The sequence below is a fragment of the Gluconobacter sp. Dm-73 genome (assembly GCF_018256215.1).
Taxonomy (GTDB): Bacteria; Pseudomonadota; Alphaproteobacteria; order Acetobacterales; family Acetobacteraceae; genus Gluconobacter; species Gluconobacter cadivus.
This window is the reverse complement of the sequence record NZ_JAERLW010000005.1, coordinates 1-16,609: the sequence shown is the minus strand read 5'-3', so window position 1 is coordinate 16,609 and position 16,609 is coordinate 1. Positions and strand designations below refer to the sequence as shown.

The 16,609-nt window shown below is 55.8% G+C and carries 12 protein-coding genes and 1 pseudogene; 9 read left to right on the top strand and 4 right to left on the bottom strand.

The features are described 5' to 3' along the window. Positions 1-2: 2 nt before the first annotated feature. Entirely contained in the window at positions 3-566 is a 564-nt protein-coding gene (gene phnH, locus JK176_RS06495; protein WP_211587125.1) for a phosphonate C-P lyase system protein PhnH, read from the bottom strand. Between the two features lie 5 nt (positions 567-571). Beyond that, the gene (gene phnG, locus JK176_RS06490; RefSeq protein WP_249194287.1) at positions 572-1,030 is read right to left on the bottom strand and encodes a phosphonate C-P lyase system protein PhnG; all 459 of its coding nucleotides are present in this window, start codon (positions 1,028-1,030) and stop codon (positions 572-574) included. 283 nt (positions 1,031-1,313) lie between these two features. Between phnG and JK176_RS06485 the strand changes: the two genes are divergently transcribed. Then, entirely contained in the window at positions 1,314-4,010 is a 2,697-nt protein-coding gene (locus JK176_RS06485; RefSeq protein WP_249194285.1) for a TonB-dependent siderophore receptor, read from the top strand. A 24-nt stretch (positions 4,011-4,034) separates the two neighbouring features. Beyond that, complete coding sequence (locus tag JK176_RS06480) at positions 4,035-4,682, top strand: DapH/DapD/GlmU-related protein (RefSeq protein WP_211587123.1); 648 nt, start codon at positions 4,035-4,037, stop codon at positions 4,680-4,682. A 22-nt stretch (positions 4,683-4,704) separates the two neighbouring features. Here the strand turns inward: JK176_RS06480 and JK176_RS06475 are convergent, their stop codons facing one another. Further along, positions 4,705-6,186, bottom strand: a complete 1,482-nt coding sequence (locus JK176_RS06475) for a PLP-dependent aminotransferase family protein (protein ID WP_211587121.1) — start codon at positions 6,184-6,186, stop codon at positions 4,705-4,707. Between the two features lie 230 nt (positions 6,187-6,416). Between JK176_RS06475 and JK176_RS06470 the strand changes: the two genes are divergently transcribed. From JK176_RS06470 to JK176_RS06445, 6 genes and pseudogenes are all read left to right on the top strand, one after another. Next, positions 6,417-8,741: a TonB-dependent receptor gene (locus tag JK176_RS06470; RefSeq protein WP_211587119.1), complete on the top strand. Its 2,325-nt coding sequence runs from the start codon at positions 6,417-6,419 to the stop codon at positions 8,739-8,741. A gap of 14 nt (positions 8,742-8,755) precedes the next feature. Then, positions 8,756-9,832, top strand: a complete 1,077-nt coding sequence (locus JK176_RS06465) for an amidohydrolase family protein (protein WP_211587118.1) — start codon at positions 8,756-8,758, stop codon at positions 9,830-9,832. Then, positions 9,829-10,848, top strand: coding sequence for an ABC transporter substrate-binding protein (locus tag JK176_RS06460; RefSeq protein WP_211587116.1), 1,020 nt, complete (start codon positions 9,829-9,831; stop codon positions 10,846-10,848). The genes JK176_RS06465 and JK176_RS06460 overlap by 4 nt, the downstream gene beginning before the upstream one ends. Before the next feature lie 50 nt (positions 10,849-10,898). Then, the gene (locus JK176_RS06455; protein ID WP_211587114.1) at positions 10,899-12,134 is read left to right on the top strand and encodes an MFS transporter; all 1,236 of its coding nucleotides are present in this window, start codon (positions 10,899-10,901) and stop codon (positions 12,132-12,134) included. A 28-nt stretch (positions 12,135-12,162) separates the two neighbouring features. After that, a complete protein-coding gene (locus tag JK176_RS06450; protein WP_211587111.1) occupies positions 12,163-13,431 on the top strand; it encodes an acyl-CoA dehydrogenase family protein in 1,269 nt (422 codons plus the stop codon). 77 nt (positions 13,432-13,508) lie between these two features. Further along, a pseudogene (locus JK176_RS06445) lies at positions 13,509-14,146 on the top strand (IS5 family transposase). Between the two features lie 23 nt (positions 14,147-14,169). Here JK176_RS06445 and zigA read toward each other — a convergent pair. Next, positions 14,170-15,372, bottom strand: a complete 1,203-nt coding sequence (gene zigA / locus JK176_RS06440; protein WP_211587109.1) for a zinc metallochaperone GTPase ZigA — start codon at positions 15,370-15,372, stop codon at positions 14,170-14,172. Between the two features lie 92 nt (positions 15,373-15,464). Here zigA and JK176_RS06435 point away from each other — a divergent pair, with 92 nt between their 5' ends. Next, the gene (locus JK176_RS06435) at positions 15,465-16,070 is read left to right on the top strand and encodes a DUF1826 domain-containing protein (protein WP_211587107.1); all 606 of its coding nucleotides are present in this window, start codon (positions 15,465-15,467) and stop codon (positions 16,068-16,070) included. Positions 16,071-16,609: the final 539 nt, after the last annotated feature.

Below are 16,609 nucleotides of genomic sequence, written 5' to 3'. Positions count from 1 at the left end.
GGTCAGATCTCCCGGATGGCTGTGCTGCGCGGCAGGCCGATCACATCGGTGCCGCAGAGAAGAAAGATGTCCACGCCGCGCGGAAAAAGGCCGGACTGGCGCTGCCATTCGGAAAGCAGCCCGCAATCCAGAACGGGCCTGATGATCTCGCGGGCCTGAATTCCCGGGCCGGTCAGTTCCAGCGCATTGCCGGCGGAGAACGATGGAATTTCCAGCATCAGCGTGACGCTTGTTTCCGGCGCATCCAGAGCGCCCTGGCGCAGGGATGCCAGCGGGGGGCGGGCATAACCCTGCGGGACATAAATGAAATCGGCGCGCTGCATCGGAGCGACAGACGTCCCGGTATGAAAAACCAGCCAACGCTCCAGATCAGTGAGCACGGCAGGAAAACCCACAGTGACGGTGGCGTCGAGCAGGGACAGCAGCCCGATTATGGAGGGTGGATATCCTTCCGGCATTCTTTCAGGCCGGGGAAGGGTCTGTGGGCGACCGGGATGGGCGAGGGCATTGAGCAGCGCGCGGAAAGTGCGCTGGGCCTCGTGGCTGTCGCGGAGGCCAGGGAACATGACGGTCATAGACGCCCCGTTGCCATGGTGAAAAAGCGGACTTCAGTCTCTGCCGCACGGGCCTCGATGACCGCATGACGGGCGGTTTCAAGGGCCTGAAGAGGCTCGATCACCGCCGTCATCAACCTTTCCCGCAGTGTCGGGTTCTGAAGGGCGGCATCCAGCCGTGCCGCAACGACGGCATGCTCTTCGTTGCGGCCGAGAATATAGCTGTGCCCGGTATAGCCATTCTGGTCGGTCACACTGGCGCGTGTCAGCGTCGCTTCAATGAAATTAAAGGCTTCTCCATCCGCTCCAACGCGTCCTCGCACCATGCTCAGACCGGTTTCCGGACGACGCAGAACGGTAAAGGACGGCAGGGGTTCGACCTGTTGGAGATGCTGCACCAGAACCTCGGGTTCGGCACGCGCGAGAAGACCCATCCAGAATTGCCGTTCAGGGACAGGAGAGAAATCAACGGTCATCGCGACCTCATGCAGACAAAAGATGTTGGGCGAACCAACATGAAAAGAACGGACTTATTCTGCATTGAAGAAGAAAATTGTGAAGAAGATATTTATTAAAGAAATATGAAACCAAAATAACTATACAACATCTATTTGTTGTAATGGATAGACAACAAGCTATTGTTGTCTAGTTTATAGATTCATTCATAATTTATTCATACACAATACCAAGAGAATCCTTCTTTATGCGGTTCGAACATTCATCGTTTCGCTTCTGAGCGATTTCTTTTGGAGAATTACGATGCGTAGAGCCATGTTTCTGCTCGTCGCGACGTCGGCCTGCACCTCGCCGTTTTTCATGGCGCAGACAGCTTTTGCCGCGTCTTCAGGGGACCTGCCAACGACGCAGGTTCCTGTCAGTAAAAAACGACATGTCGCTGCCGAAGGGCGGACGCGTCAGGTTCAGCCAGCATCTGTCGCGCAGGATGGCAAAAAGCGCCGGGCTGCTGCGATGGTCTTGTCGAGGCAGGCGAATATTTCCGAAAATCAGCCGCTCCCGAAAGACGAACAGGTTATCGTGACGGGAACGCGTTCGACGAATGTGCGTGCTCGACAGAGCATGAGCCCGGTCGTTGTAGTTTCGGGTGCAAAACTTGCCCAGTCCGGTTCCATGAATACTTCGGATGCTCTTGCGCGGCTCTATCCTTCACTGGAAGTAACGCCGCGTGGGCATAATACGAACGCCCTGACGTCGTTCATCGAAATGCGCGGTCTGGATCCGAACGAGGTTCTGGTTCTGGTGAACGGCAAGCGCCGTCATTCGACAGCCAATATCGTGCAGAAATCAGGACCGGAATTCGCTTCATCTTCTGTGGATCTGAACATGATCCCATCGAACATGATCGATCATATCGAAATCCTTGAGGATGGCGCAGCGGCCATGTACGGATCGGATGCGATTGCAGGTGTGGTCAACGTCATAACGAAAAAGCAGGATCATGGACTGAACCTGAGCGGCCAGACAGGCGCCAATGCCTATAACGGCGATGGCTGGCAGTACCAGTTCAATGCCGATGGCGGGCTGAAGCTGGGCAATGACGGATATATGCATATCAGTGGTCAGGTTTATCACACAGACCATATGGTAGCGTATTCCCAGGATCACGGCATGCTCGGATACTGGCCGGCTGGCGCTGATACGTCAGGTTATTATGCGGGTGTTGTTCCAGGTGCGAAGGCTAATACAGGCAAGGTTAATAACTATACCAATACTCCTGAAGAAACCCGCGAAAATCTCGGGATCGATTTCGGGAAGTCTGTCACGGACAATATCGATTTCTACGGTCAGGTCATTTACGCCCATCGCCATGCCGAAATTCTGGAAGGGTATGAATATCCTGATCTGGACTGGCCTTCGGGCGCGACGACCATGTATCCGAATGGTGTTGAACCCATCACCCAGATTGATGAAAACGACTATTCCGCCACGCTCGGTCTGAAGGGGCGTCATTTCCTCGGATTTGACTGGGATCTGTCCACGACATGGGGAGCGGACTCTGACCGTATTTCGGAGAAAGACTCCATCAATCTCGGGATGCTCGCTTCGAACTGTAATGCCGTGGATACGACGTCCTCCCGATATTCACAGAATGGCTGCGGATATTCTCCCACCAAGTTCTGGGATTACACCGAGAAAAATGCCCAGTGGACCAATAATCTTGATTTCCGCCGACAGTTCATGATCGGACATGCTTTTCCCATTGGCCTCTCTTTCGGCGCCGAACAGCGCATGGATGAATACCAGCTCGTTTCTGGCAATCCGGACTCCTATCAGACGGGCGGCGCGGAAGGACATGCCGGTATCCCGCCGCAAAGTGCCGGGAAATGGTCGCGTGACGTCTGGGCGGGATATGTGGACGTCAACCTGCATCCGATCAAACATCTCCAGATCGATCTGGCAGGTCGATATGAATATTATACGGACACACAGGATACCGAGACCGGCAAGATTTCCGCCCGTTATGATTTTTCACGTCGGATCGCAGTGCGTGGAACGATCAGTAACGGCTTTCGGGCGCCAACGCTTCAGGAAGAGCATTTCAGCCGGATGAATGTCTATACAGATAGTGTGCGTGGCCTCCTGCCCGTCAGTTCCGAAGCGGCGAAGATCCTGGGAGCATCCCCACTCAAGCCCGAGAGATCCACCAACGCCAGCGGCGGTGTTGTCCTTGAACCGGTCAACGGCTTCCATGTCGAGGCGGATGTTTATCAGATCAATCTTCGGGACCGGATTGTGCAGGGCGGAACCGTTTCTGGAGAAGAAGCTCTTGAAGCGATCAATAATTTCGGTTTTGCCATTCCCGCGGCAGCAACCAAGGTTTCCGACTTCAACGCCTATTACCTGTCCAATGGCGCCAGCACGCGGACGCAGGGTCTTGATATCAAGGCTGACTATACATTCCGCTTCCGTCCCGATTACGGCACGCTGAATCTGGGTATGGCGCTGAACCTGAACCGGACGCGCCTTCATCACAACGGAACGTCCCTGCTTGGAAAGCCGCTGCTGAATGCCCAGACAATTGGCTATCTCACGACCGCTTATCCGCGGAGCAAGATCATTCTGAGCGCGCTGTGGAAGGTTGGAAACTGGGATATCAATGTGCGTCAGACACGCTACGGCGAGACTACGGAAATGCTTGAATATCAGGACTGGACGCCGGCATCGGCAACCTGTCCATCGGGTGGGGCCCTGCGCTATTCCAGCAGTTGCTTTTCCCAGTTCAAGAATACGCCGCGCTGGCTGACCGATCTTCAGATCGGCTACCGGATCAATAAAAACCTGCATGTCGCGGTGGGGGCGAACAATATTTTCAACGTGCGTCCGCGTGAAGTCTCGCAGCAACTCAAGGTGGCGGAAGGAAGTCAGTACGATCAGGATTCCGTGCAGGTGCCGATCAATGGCGGCTATTACTTCGGGCGAATTGACGCAAATTTCTGAAAACAACCTGTGGAATATGTGACGATGTCTCAGGAAAAATCTGCCTGGCCGAAAATTGCGCGGACTGTCATTCATCCCAGTGTGCGCCTCAGAGAGGCGCAGATCGGGACGCAGTGCGAAGTGTTGGAAGACTGTGTTTTGGAATATTGCGAGCTGGGCGATTTTTCCTATATCGGCGAGCGGACGATGGTTGCGGATGCAACGATTGGGAAATTCTGTGCGATTGCGGCGCATGTCCGGATCGGGGCGCCCAATCATCCGATCAACAGGCCGTCCATGCACCGTTTTACGTATTGTCCTGAATATTATTCAGACGATGTGCAACGGGATCATGCGTTCTTTCAGAACCGTCGCGCAAGACGGGTCCACATCGGAAATGATGTCTGGATCGGGCACGGAGTTGTGGTGCTGTCCGGAGTGACTGTGGGGGATGGCGCCATTCTGGCGGCGGGAGCCATCGTCAGTCGGGATGTGCCGCCTTACACTATTGCAGGGGGCGTGCCGGCCCGGGTTATTCGGGAACGGTTCACTCGTGATGTTGCAAAGAGGCTTGAAGACATTGCCTGGTGGGACTGGCCTTTGCCCCTGATTATGGAACGTCTTGGCTGTTTTCAGGAGGAAAATATCGAGGAATTCTGCAGAAGATGGGGAAGATCTTCTGAGGTGAGCTAAAACAGGAGCCGCTTTACCCAGATCAAATATTGGACTGTGTCATGCGCTGCACAGCCTTATCGATATCATTCTCCGCCAGCTCGCCATACCCATGAGAAATGAGCCGATCAAGATTGGGGATGTTTGTGGGGGAATTGGAATGGAAAGGATAATCTCCAGGGATATGGAGATTTAATTTCCGGGCATTATTTATATATGTCGCGCTGTCGGAAACGGGGCCAGGAAGAAACCAGCTCATTCTTGGTGCCTGACTGGCGTTAAAAATAGAAAAATTACCCCATTGATGCGTCATGGCGCTGACAAGATGCTCCTGACGCCTCATCAGGGACATCCGCCGGCGTTTGAGAAAATCGTCCAGATCACCGGAATCAATAAACCGTGCCAGAGCTTCCTGCTCAAGCCAAGGCAATCCGTTATCCAAGATCAGTTTGGCGTCGAGTATGGCAGGTAAGAGGGGCCATGGAACAACCATGTATCCGAGCATCATGCCGCCCCCCAGCGCCGGGGCGAAGAGGCCGGCATGTATGACATTCTGCCCGCCAGAAAGGGACAGAAGGGAAGGGGTGGATTTTCCCTCCAGCATCAGCAGATCGAACATTGATTCTTCAAAAATTGGCGTTTGGGTCTGAGCGGCCAGCGTCACCAGTTTGCGTCTGCGGGGGAGAGACAAAGATGCATTCGTCGGCACCTGACAACCCGGATTAACGCAGATGAGCCGCACATCATCGAACGTCACGCCAGAAAGTTTGGCGCCTTTTTCGTCCACCGGAAGGTTCAGGATATGAAGGCCAAGTTTCTCATACAGAAGCCTCTTCCCGATATAGCATGGGTCTTCCAGGGCCACGTTTATGCCAGGGGCAAGCAGGGCCTGAGCGACCAGAGAATGAGCCTGCTGAAGACCGGCAACGATAATGACCTGCCTCTCATCTACCGAGACGCCGTGGCGGGCCGTCAGCCATCGGGCAAGGGTTGCGCGAAGAAACGGTAGGCCGGCATTGGACTGATACTGGCCACCACGTTTCCAGTTCTCATAATGGAACAGTTTTTGCAGGGTCCGTTTCCATTCGAGCGATCGGTAGACGGGCTGATCGTTTCCGAACCCGAGGCTGATTGTCGTGGGGGAATCAATCAACGCATTATTTTTGTTGTTTTGACTTGCGAAGGCCCGATTGTGCAGCGGCTCGACTTCAAGATGGGCTGCCTCGCCCACCTCGGTAACACCAATCATGTTCGTGACTGCGTCTGCATCTCGCGGTGGTGTGCGATGGACATAAGTCCCCTTTGAAGGGCGCTTTTCCACATAGCCTTCAGCTTCCAGATGCTCCAGCGCGTGCATGACGGTGTTGCGTGAGACCCCCCAGTTCGTGGCGCATTCCCGTATTCCTGCAAGAGCTTCCCCTGGCCGTAATGTGCCATTTGTGATGGCGCTCACCATCTGTCGGACGATCTGTTTCTGAAGGCTTTCGTCCGATTGGCGGTCCAGAAATGGCAAGAACATCACCATGGGATTTTCTCCAGAGCCTAAATATAACTATATGATTACGTTATATCTGTACCCATAAAAACAATATGATCTGTACCTATCGTGATATATTGATTTCACCCTATCACTTCGTTTTGTCGCATAGCAAGAAAGCTCACGTTGTGGTTGGTCTCGTCCGTTACGCTACAGTTCGTACTGTGTCCTCCCTGTTTTCAGGCGCGCAGAGCTGCGCGTGCCGAGGCAAATGGAGCATGGCATCGGCACTTTGCGGGCAGACGCTGGCCTTCGTAACTGTTGCCATAGGCGTGTCCACGGCATCGGGCCATGCCAGTGATTTACCTCACAAGGACAAAGCTGTCGGACACACACACGCCAGGAAGCAGGTTGCTTCGGTAAGGCGGCCGGCGGGGCTGGAGACAATTATCGTTACAGCAAACCGTCGTTCGCAGGATATTCAGAAAGTCCCTGCGACCATTACGGCGATCAGTGCAGAAACGATTGCGCGCCAGCATCTGGACAGTGCAGCGGACGTCGCTGCTTTTGCCCCGAATGCACTGGGGTATAATTTCGATGGTCGTTTGCGCCCCCGGTACTACATCCGAGGCGTTGGTAACGGGAATGTCGCCAATAATGCGGTGGGTGCCGTCGCGCTTTATGCTGATGATGTTTACCTGAACAGCCTCGCTTTTCAGGGATTTCCACTGTTCGATCAGGCGCAGGTGGCCGTTCTGAACGGGCCGCAGGGCACGCTCTGGGGGAAAAACGCTACGGCAGGTGCAATTCAGTTTACCTCTCTGCGCCCGACATTCCGCAATGACGGGCATGCACAGGTCGATTTCGGGAATTATGGACAAAAGCGTGGCGAACTGGTTCTGAACACGCCGATTATCAAGCACGAACTCGCAACGCGTCTGTCTGTACGTTACGAAAACTCTGATGGCTGGGCTCATAACCAGCAGACTGACAAGCGCGTTGGAAATTTTGGCGATTTCGCAACCCGTTTCCAAACGCTCTGGCGTCCGAGCGAGAGGCTGGAATTCCTGCTCAACCTGCATGTGCGGGACATGCAAGGCACGAATGTTCCATATTACAGCGCGCCCGGGACTTCGGTTTATTCCCCTCTGAAAACCGGCAGTCGTGACCTGACGAACACCAATGTCAACGGGCGGCAGGCGCTTGTTTCAGAGGGAGCCTCACTGCACACCACATGGCGTCCGGGGGCAGGGCTCGCACTGACGTCGATAACGGCGTTCGAAAATGCCCAGCGTCGCCTTTCGGGGGACGGGGATTACACGCCTCAGGAGTTCAGCCGCTCTTATGACAAACTGCACCCGACACAGGTCAGTCAGGAATTCCGGCTGGCATCCGATGCACACAAACGTATTTCCTGGATTGCCGGGGCTTATTACTTTCATGAAAATCTCAATGATGCGAATGCAAGCGTAACGCTTCCACCGGGGGCGGTGACGACACCGGCGATTATTGGTCAACCGGGATATTCAGGAACAAACTACACGCAGACAACCGATAGCGTTGCGATTTTTGGCAACACGACGATCCACGTCAATAAATGGTTCCAGATCGCAGGCGGTGTCCGCTGGACGCATGATTACCTCCATCTGGATCTGGAGAGCAGGCAGGGGCTGTCACCAGTTTCGTTCTCGTCCAACCCTGCCAACTGGTGGAATGGGGGAAGCGTCGTCTCCCCGCTTGCCGGGATTGACAGCTACCATGGTGGGCGGAGCTGGTCGAATGTCAGCTACGAAGTCGAGCCGCAGGTTCTGCTCGGGAAAAACCATATGCTTTATGTCCGGATTGCCGATGGTTATCGCTCCGGGCTGTTCAACACGCAGATTACCCCCAATCCGGTCAATCGCGGGGGAGCGCCGCTCCAGAAGGCCGCGCCTGTCAATCCGGAAACCCTGTCGTCCTATGAAGGCGGCTATAAGGGAAGCTGGTTTAACAAACGCCTGACCCTGAGCGCAGATGGTTTTTATTCCAAGTATGACAACATCCAGGTTTCCTGGACGGCTACTGACGCTGCAACGAAATCGACCATCATTTCATTGACGAATGCAGCATCGGGTATTTCCTACGGTGGAGAGTTCGCGTTTCAGGCCCGTCCTCTGAACGATCTGACCGTATCCGGAAATGTCGGTATCCTGCGCACGAAGTTTACGAACTTTACGGCCCCGACAGGCGCAACGGATCTGACAGGCAATGAATTTGCCCGTGCTCCGCACCAGACGGCCAATATTTCCGTCGATTACAGCTACCATACCCGCATTGGTGATGGCTCGGTCGGAACACGCTGGAACTACACGGGGCACTATTTTTACCTCGTTTCGAATGAAAAAGCCTCTGCTTTGCAGCAATCGGCCGTCTGGCTCGGAGATGTGCATGCGTCCTTTCGGCCCGGAAACAGTCGTTGGGAGCTGAGTGGGATTGTCTCGAACATTACCGGTAACCGGTACGTCGTTCAGGTTCTTCCGTACTCCGCAACAAGCCAGACTTTCACATATCAATACAGCGCTCCGCGGATGTTCCTACTGTCCGCGCGCGTAGATTTCTTTTGAGAAGGGGAATCGTCATGGTTCAGTCTTTTCCGGTCATTGATCTTCATGCCCATTGGTTTGCCCCTTCGACCCTCGATATTCTGGGCAAGCGTAAGGAAGCGCCCCGCATCGGACAGCAGGGGGATCATCTTGCCATCTGGCGTCCCGGGGCTGGAGCGGGGAAAGGCGGCGCATTTCCCCTTGGCCCACAATGGACAGACGTCAAAAAGCGCCTTGCCCATCTGGATGAGGCAGGCATAGCGCACCAGCTTCTGTCCTGGCCGACCACTCTTGGCGTTGATGCTGCTCTGCCGGCCTCGGAAACGCTCAATCTCTGGACTGCATGGAATGACGAGACATCGTCTCTGGTTCGTCAGCATCCCGATCGTTTCAGCGCAGTCGCCGCACTGAGCACCAGCGATCTTGCATGGTCTGCCCGCGAACTGGCGAGAGCGCATGAGAAACTTGGTCTGATTGGCGGCGTGTTGCCGGTGAATGGGTTCTTTTCCCGTGCGTCCGCTGAGCAGTTCAGGCCGTTGTTCGAGGTGGCTCAGGCCCATCGCAGCCATATCTATCTGCATACAGGGTTCGCCAATCCCGTCATCGCAGGGCAGCCGCCCAATATCCTCTATGAGGATAACGAAGCGATCCGCTGGGTCATCGACAACGGCTTTCACTTTGCTTCGGCCATAGCAACACTGGCGTTCACGGATTTTCTGGATCCGTTTCCTGATGTCACGCTTCAGATTGCGATGCTTGGAGGCAGCGGGCTGGGGGCATTGGCCGCAGAACAGGCGGAAGTGTCTCCCCGCATTCAGGTCGGCTCATTACGCCATCACTTCCGTCAGATCTGGTTGGACACCGGTGCGGCGGGGAGTGGAAGTGCTGCGGTGGCTGCGGCGATCCGTGTTCTGGGTTCGGAACGGGTCGTCTTTGGCTCCGATTACGCGCCCCTGCCAGACGTCAGACCCACCCTTGAGCGTGTCCGTGCCGCTACATCCACCGATCCGGACAGTCAGCGCGCCGTGCTCTCTTCCAATGCCCTTTCGCTTCTCTCCCGCCATGGCGGCCTTCCCGCACATCTGACGGCTTTCAAGGATACTGCACCATGACGCGTCCTATTGTTCACTATACCCGCTGCCCCTCCGTTCCGACCGTCACGGCGCTTGCGCAGGCACAAGGGCTTTTGCAGGAAGAGTTTCGCGATGAGCCCGATGTGGATTTCGAATTCACGTCTGTCGGGTTTTCACCCAAACTGAAATATGAGGCCGCAGACCGCCTGTGGCTGCGCAATGCCGGTCATGCACCAGCGGTGTGGAAGCGTAGTCTGGGGGTTGCCTGCAAGGTCGTGGGCCTTGCTTTCCTTGAAGGCCGTTATCCTGTCCTGTCTCTTCATAGCAAGGGGATCGCCAGTCCTGCGTCTCTGAAAGGCCGTCGCGTTGCGGTCTTCCATAATCCGGACAGCCCGTTCGATCTGATGGTCGCCCAACAGCTCAAAATCTATCAGACCGCCCTGCAATCAGTCGGGTTATCTCTTGATGATGTGGAGCCTGTTTACCTCCCGCGTTTTTATCCCGGCGCCGTAAAGGGCAGCTTTCTGCTCTCGCTCTTTCACAAGGGACTGGAAGCGCTTGAGAGCGGAGACGTAGATGCAGTTGCGGCCTCTATCCCCCCTGATGGCGGCTTTTATCCGCAGCTTAACGTGGTTTATGACACACGCCTTGCGCCAGACAGAGTCTCGCGTGTGCATCCGTCCGTCCTGCGAGGTCTGGTTGTCAGTCAGCCGCTTCTTGAGGAACGCCGTGATCTTGTGGTCCGGATTGTTGAGCGCCTGATTGAGGCGTCGGAACGGGCCGCGCAGGCTCCTTTGGAAGCTATCCGGACCTTGGCCGGTGATCTGGGGCAGGCCCCTGAAGGTCTGGCGGCAGTCTATGAAAATATTCCTCAAGGTGTCCGTCTTGAGCTGAACGATGACTACGTCGCGTCTCTGGCGGCCCAGAAGGAATTCCTCCTGCGACACCGTCTGATCGAACATGATTTCGATCTGGAAAGTTGGATTGACCGTTCCATTCTTGTCGATGCCACGGCGCTTCATCGTCAGCGGCAGGCCCGGACCGTGAAGGTCTAACCGCCATGTCCGACGCATCATTGATCCTCTCCGCCGAGACTGGAGCCGCCATGTCGACAGCTGGCCCTTCTGCCCGCGCATCGCGCGGATGGGCGCTTGCCCTCCTGCTGGCGACGGGAACAACCTGCGCCATGGATGGCATGATCCTTGCCGGGCTTCTAACCCCGATCAAGGCGGATCTTCATCTGTCAGATGCGGCTTTTGGAAGTGTTGCGTCCGTCTCGACTGTTGCGGGCGTCGTCGGTGCGCCGTTATTTGCTGCACTGGCATCACGGTTCAGCCGAAAGAGCGTTCTGGTTGGATCAATTATTCTTTGGAGCCTTGCGTCTGCGGGGAGTGCCCTGGCGTCTGGCCTGGCAACACTGGTGTTATGGCGCACGCTGACAAATTTCGGCATCGCTGCCTATCAGGGAATTGCCCCCGGATGGCTGGCAGATCTCTACGATCGGCGTGAGAGGAACTTTGTCTTCTCCCTGTTCATGCTGCGAAACAAACTGGGGTCCGCTCTGGCTTTCGGGGTTGGAGGCTGGATCGCAGCCCACGCAAACTGGCATGAGGCTTTTTTGCTGACGGGGCTTCCGGGGCTTGCTCTGGCCTTTCTACTCCTGCTGGTGACTGAGCCAGCACCCGGCCATGCCGATGGGCATATCGTGACCGGAAAAGTCCCAGCGGGGTGGAAGCATCAGCTTTCCGTCCTGAAAATTGGTCCATATGTGACGCATCTGGCGGCGTTATGCCTGTTTTTCTCGGGTATGATGACGGCACAGATGTGGTTGCCGGCCTTTCTGCACCGGGCGCATGGGCTGGATAACCTTCAGGCCACGCGTTTTGCATTTCTGGTTCTCATCGCCACTTTGCCAGCAGGGCCTCTCGGGGGATGGCTGACCGGACGTTTTCTGGCTGATCGGGTCTGGGGAATTGCCGCTTCCCTTGCTGTCAGTGCGTTGCTGGCTGCGTCCCTGTTCCTGGTTGCCTTCACGACCTCCAGTTTGCCGTTGTGCGAAGTCTTCTGCCTGCTTGCGATTACGACGTTCGGGGCAACGGCTGGCAGTCTGACGACATTGCTGATCGAGACCGTGCCGGTATCGCTTCGTACGATTTCGGGGTCGTTCGGCGCAATGGTTGCCGGGGGAATCTCCGGACTGATCGCTCCATGGCTCCTCGGATTGCTGTCGGACCGTTTCGGGCTGGCCAACGCCATTCTGGTCGGTCCGGCTTTCTATGCTCTGGCAGCAATCTTCTGGATTGGCCTGACCCTTCATACCTTCCGTACCCGCGCATCCTGATCCTTCATATCCTCAAGGCTTGGACACCATGAACACCATCAATACTCTGTTTCCGGTTGCCGCGGCGCGGAATGCCCTTGTTGCTGCGACACGTCCCAAAACAGTCGAAACCTATCCTGAAGACTGGATTGCACGCGCCCGTGAACTTGCTGCGGAGTTTCAGGCGGGTGCCATTGACCGGGATCATGACGGCCAGCGACCTGTCGACCAGATCCGCCGCCTGCGTGAGAGCGGACTGGTGAGTCTGCTCTATCCAAAAGCGCTCGGTGGCGGCGGCGGGACATTGCAAGACGCGGCTCAGAGCGTGTTGGAAATTGCCAAAGTTGACGGCTCCACAGCAGCGCTTCTTGGATTTCACTTCTATAATTCACTCGTGCCGTTACTTGCCGACTATACGGATAAAAATGCTGATTTCGTAAAACGCTCAACGCAGTCACGCTGGCTTTGGGGGAATGTGACGCAGTATGTGAACAAGGACTTCGTGGCGCAACATCATCCTGAAGGCGGCTTCACAATCAGCGGCATCAAGAAATGGAATACAGGTGCTCCGCTGGCAGAAATCACGACTGTTCTTGCCATTCATCCTGATCGCGACCGCTATATCTATGCGGTCATTCCGACCAGTCGGGAGGGTCTGACGTTTCACGATGACTGGAATCCTATTGGTTTGCGCGGGGCTGATTCCGGAACGATTGAATTCGATAATGTCAGAATTCTACCCGAAGAAGTTCTCCACTGGTCCCATGGGCCGGGTCAGACTGGGCCTCTGCCGCTTTGGGCAAGTTTTGGAGCCATCTTTTATTCGGCTGTTTTTATCGGACGAACGTTGGGAGCACTGGAGCGCGTGCGTGAGTATACTTTGAGCGGTCGACGTCAGGGCACGTTTGCCGGTGCCACGGTATCCGCAGACGATCCGTTTATACAGGCAGAATTCGGTCAGTATTGGGTAGAAGCCCAGGCAGCTCGCGCATATTTCGACACCACCATCCAGACAGTTCAGGTCGGGTGGGAGCGTCGCCGCGAACTGACGGACGATGAACGTAGCAAAATCGCCCTTGAGACACTCTCGCTCCGGACTTTTGCATCCCGGACCGCTCTTGAGATCACGCCGCGTATTTTTGAACTCGCAGGAGGTCGGGGAACGGCATGGGCAGCCGATTTCGATCAGTACTGGCGCGATGTTCGCACTCTGTCGTCGCATGATCCGGAAGTTCTGGCCCGTCGCGTTATCGGGCAGCACACATTGCATGGAACATCGCTGGTTTTCCCAACGCATTTTAGGCCCAGGACGCATTGATCTGGACGGCAGGATGTAATTCAGGCTCCCTGAGGAGACTGAAGAGGAGTGATCTGTATTGGCTGCCGGACGAGCAGATGGATCGTCTGCGGCCCTTTTCCCGAAGAGCCATGGCAAACCTCTCGTCGATGACCATCGTGTGTTGAGCGGGATCATTTTCGTGAAACGAAATGGTCTGTGCTGGCGTGATGCACCCCGGGAGTACGGTCCACACAAGACGCTCTACAACCGCTGGAAGCGCTGGAGTGCTATGGGGACATTCATTCGCATGATCGACGGATTGGCCACTGACAAGGCGGAGCCTCAGACGATCATGATTGATGCGACCTATCTCAAGGCATATCGCACAGCTTCGAGCCTGCGGTTAAACAAGGGGGCCCAGGCCGTCTGAGCGGGCGGACCAAAGGCGGGATGAATACGAGGTTGCATGCCGTCACCGAACGGGCGTCCACTGAACTTCTTCATGACCGCAGGTCGGATCGGTGATTATACCGATGCCGCTGCCCTTCTGGACAGTCTCCTACCAGCCGAATGGATGCTGGCGGACCGGGGCTATGACGCTGACTGGTTCAGGGATGCCCTGGAGGAGAAAGGTATCAAGATCATGTTCGGCAGGTTCAAAGACTGGAGACGGGTCGCAACACGCTATGACAGATGCCCGACCGTCTTCCTCTCACCCATCTGCCTCGCTGCAACCGTCTTGTTCTGGCTATGAGTCCTGAGCCTAGAAACTTTTATTTATTCCCAGTGTGGAAAAGGATCCGCGAGATGATCGTAATGCCAGGGCATGAACACCTCATTCTGTGAGGGCGGGACAAGGCAATCGTCCAGAGCTGCGCGGATGCCCGCTTCGTCCATTCCTGCGCCTATGAAGACGAGTTCCTGACGGCGGTCTCCGTAAACGTCGTCCCAGTAGCCTGCGAGTGTGGTGCGCCATGCCGCGTCGTCCGGCCAGTTCTGGTGGGGAACGCTGGCCCACCAGCGTCCGGCAGCCTGATGCCGGGCCAGAGCGCCTGCGATGCTCAGGTCGCCAACCCAGTCCGGTCGTGTTGCGAGCCAGAAATAGCCTTTGACCCGGACGACACCCTCCCATGACTGTTCGATGAACGCGGCGAAAGCTTCCGGATTGAAGGGGCGTTTGGCCCGGTAGACGAAGCTGGTAATGCCATATTCCTCAGTCTCGGGGCGATGCTCGGCATGACCGTGCAGTTCCCGGAACCAGGTCGGGTGCTGGTGTGCTCTGTCGAAGTCGAAAAGACCCGTATTCAGGATCTGGTCCGGCGCAACCTGGCTCTGGCGTGTTTCGATGAGCTTTGCATCGGCGTTCAGGGAGCGGATGATCAGTCGGGCCGCCTCGGCCTGTGCAGGCGAGGCGGTATCCATTTTGTTGAGGATGATGACATCCGCAAACTCGATCTGATCGACGAAGAGGTCCACGAGCGCGCGTTCATCGTCCCCTCCCGCGACTTCACCCCTGTCCCGCAGAAAATCGGTCGAGCCATAGTCCCGGAGCAGGTTCACCGCATCCACGACCGTCACCATCGTATCGAGGCGTGCGACGTCGCTCAGGCTGCGCCCGTCCTCATCGCGGAATTCAAAGGTTGCGGCCACAGGGAGAGGCTCGGCAATGCCGGTGGACTCGATCAGGAGATAATCAAACCGCTTTTCCTGCGCCAGCCGGTCCACTTCTGTCAGAAGGTCGTCGCGCAGGGTGCAGCAGATACATCCGTTGGTCATTTCGACCAGTTTTTCGTCTGTTCGCGAGAGGTTGCTGCCCCCATTGCGAACGAGATCCGCATCAATATTCACATCGCTCATGTCATTGACGATGACGGCAACTTTCAGCCCTGCACGGTTATTGAGGACATGATTGAGAAGCGTTGTCTTGCCGGCCCCCAGAAAACCGGAAAGGACAGTCACGGGCAATCGGGTATCCGACATGTGGAGGAGATCCTTGGGACGTTGCAGCGGGTTGATCCGCCTTCATTATTTGATATGATATAACATATCAATGATAAGGGATATTGTCTGCGATGTCTTTCTGTCCGACACGCCGCCGTCTGGAGCGCCAGTTCCCGTTCGGTGACATCCTGTCTGCGCATCGCAGCCTTGAGATGCACCCGATGGTCATGTCACCGGCTCTGACGGCGGCAGCGTCAGCCTATCTTGTGACGGGGCCGCGTCTGCTTATGGCAAAGGGGGCTCTGTCCGAAATGGCCGCACAGCTTACTCCGCATTGTCCGGAGTCAGCGCGGCTTCTGATTCCGGACATGCTTGAGCTTGCGGAAGTTTACAGTGCGGTGTCCGGACACCGGAATCTGCGTGTCCGGCTGGAGAAAATCACCACGGACAGTTGCCGGAAATTCCACGTGGATTGTGTGGATCTGCGGCTGCTTCGGGCTTATGTCGGGCTGGGCGTTCAGTGGACTGCTGACGAGGGACAGACTGTGCAGGAGGCTCCGACAGGGGCAGTCGTTTTCCTCAAGGGGAAGCATTTTCCAGGCTGGGACGAGGCGGAGAAAATTCTCCATCGCTCACCCCCTCTTTCATTCCGCCCGGTGTCGGAGCGTGTCCGGCTGCTTCTGACAATCGACGAAGCGAATGCCTGTGGGGACGCCGCGTTCGATATGGTTGCCTGACTGGTACTGACGATAGAAAGCTGGTCGGGCCTACATGATCGGCCAACTGCTTCACGATCATTCTTGCCTTCTTGTGATGAACTCGAATGTTCGTGCGTCGAAAAGCTCGTGTCCAAAGCAGGATCCTGACTTTTCAACTGTTGGAATAGAACCTGCCGGACGCCTCCTTGTGCCTAACAGAGGAGAGTTGAGCCGTCGTCTACCAAGGAGCGAGTTCAGAGGATTGGATCGTCATTTCGTCCCGGTTTTGGTGGGGCGAGAAAATCGCTGATATGGTCCGTTGCAGAGTCCGAGACGGGATTTTGCTGTCCGGATGAACCGCCTCACGTGGAGGTTCACAGACCGATCATGCATCATCAGAAAATACAGACAGCATCATACTACTTACAAAAAACTCTACACTTCTCTGCGCCATTCAACACCTCGCAGGCTCTGAGAGATGCCTCGTACTGGGTCGAGCCGCTAGGCTCAGGACCTATTAATTTATTGAACTGAGCGAGAGGTTGTGATTCACAGGCTTACCGATGGAGTGTAGGCCT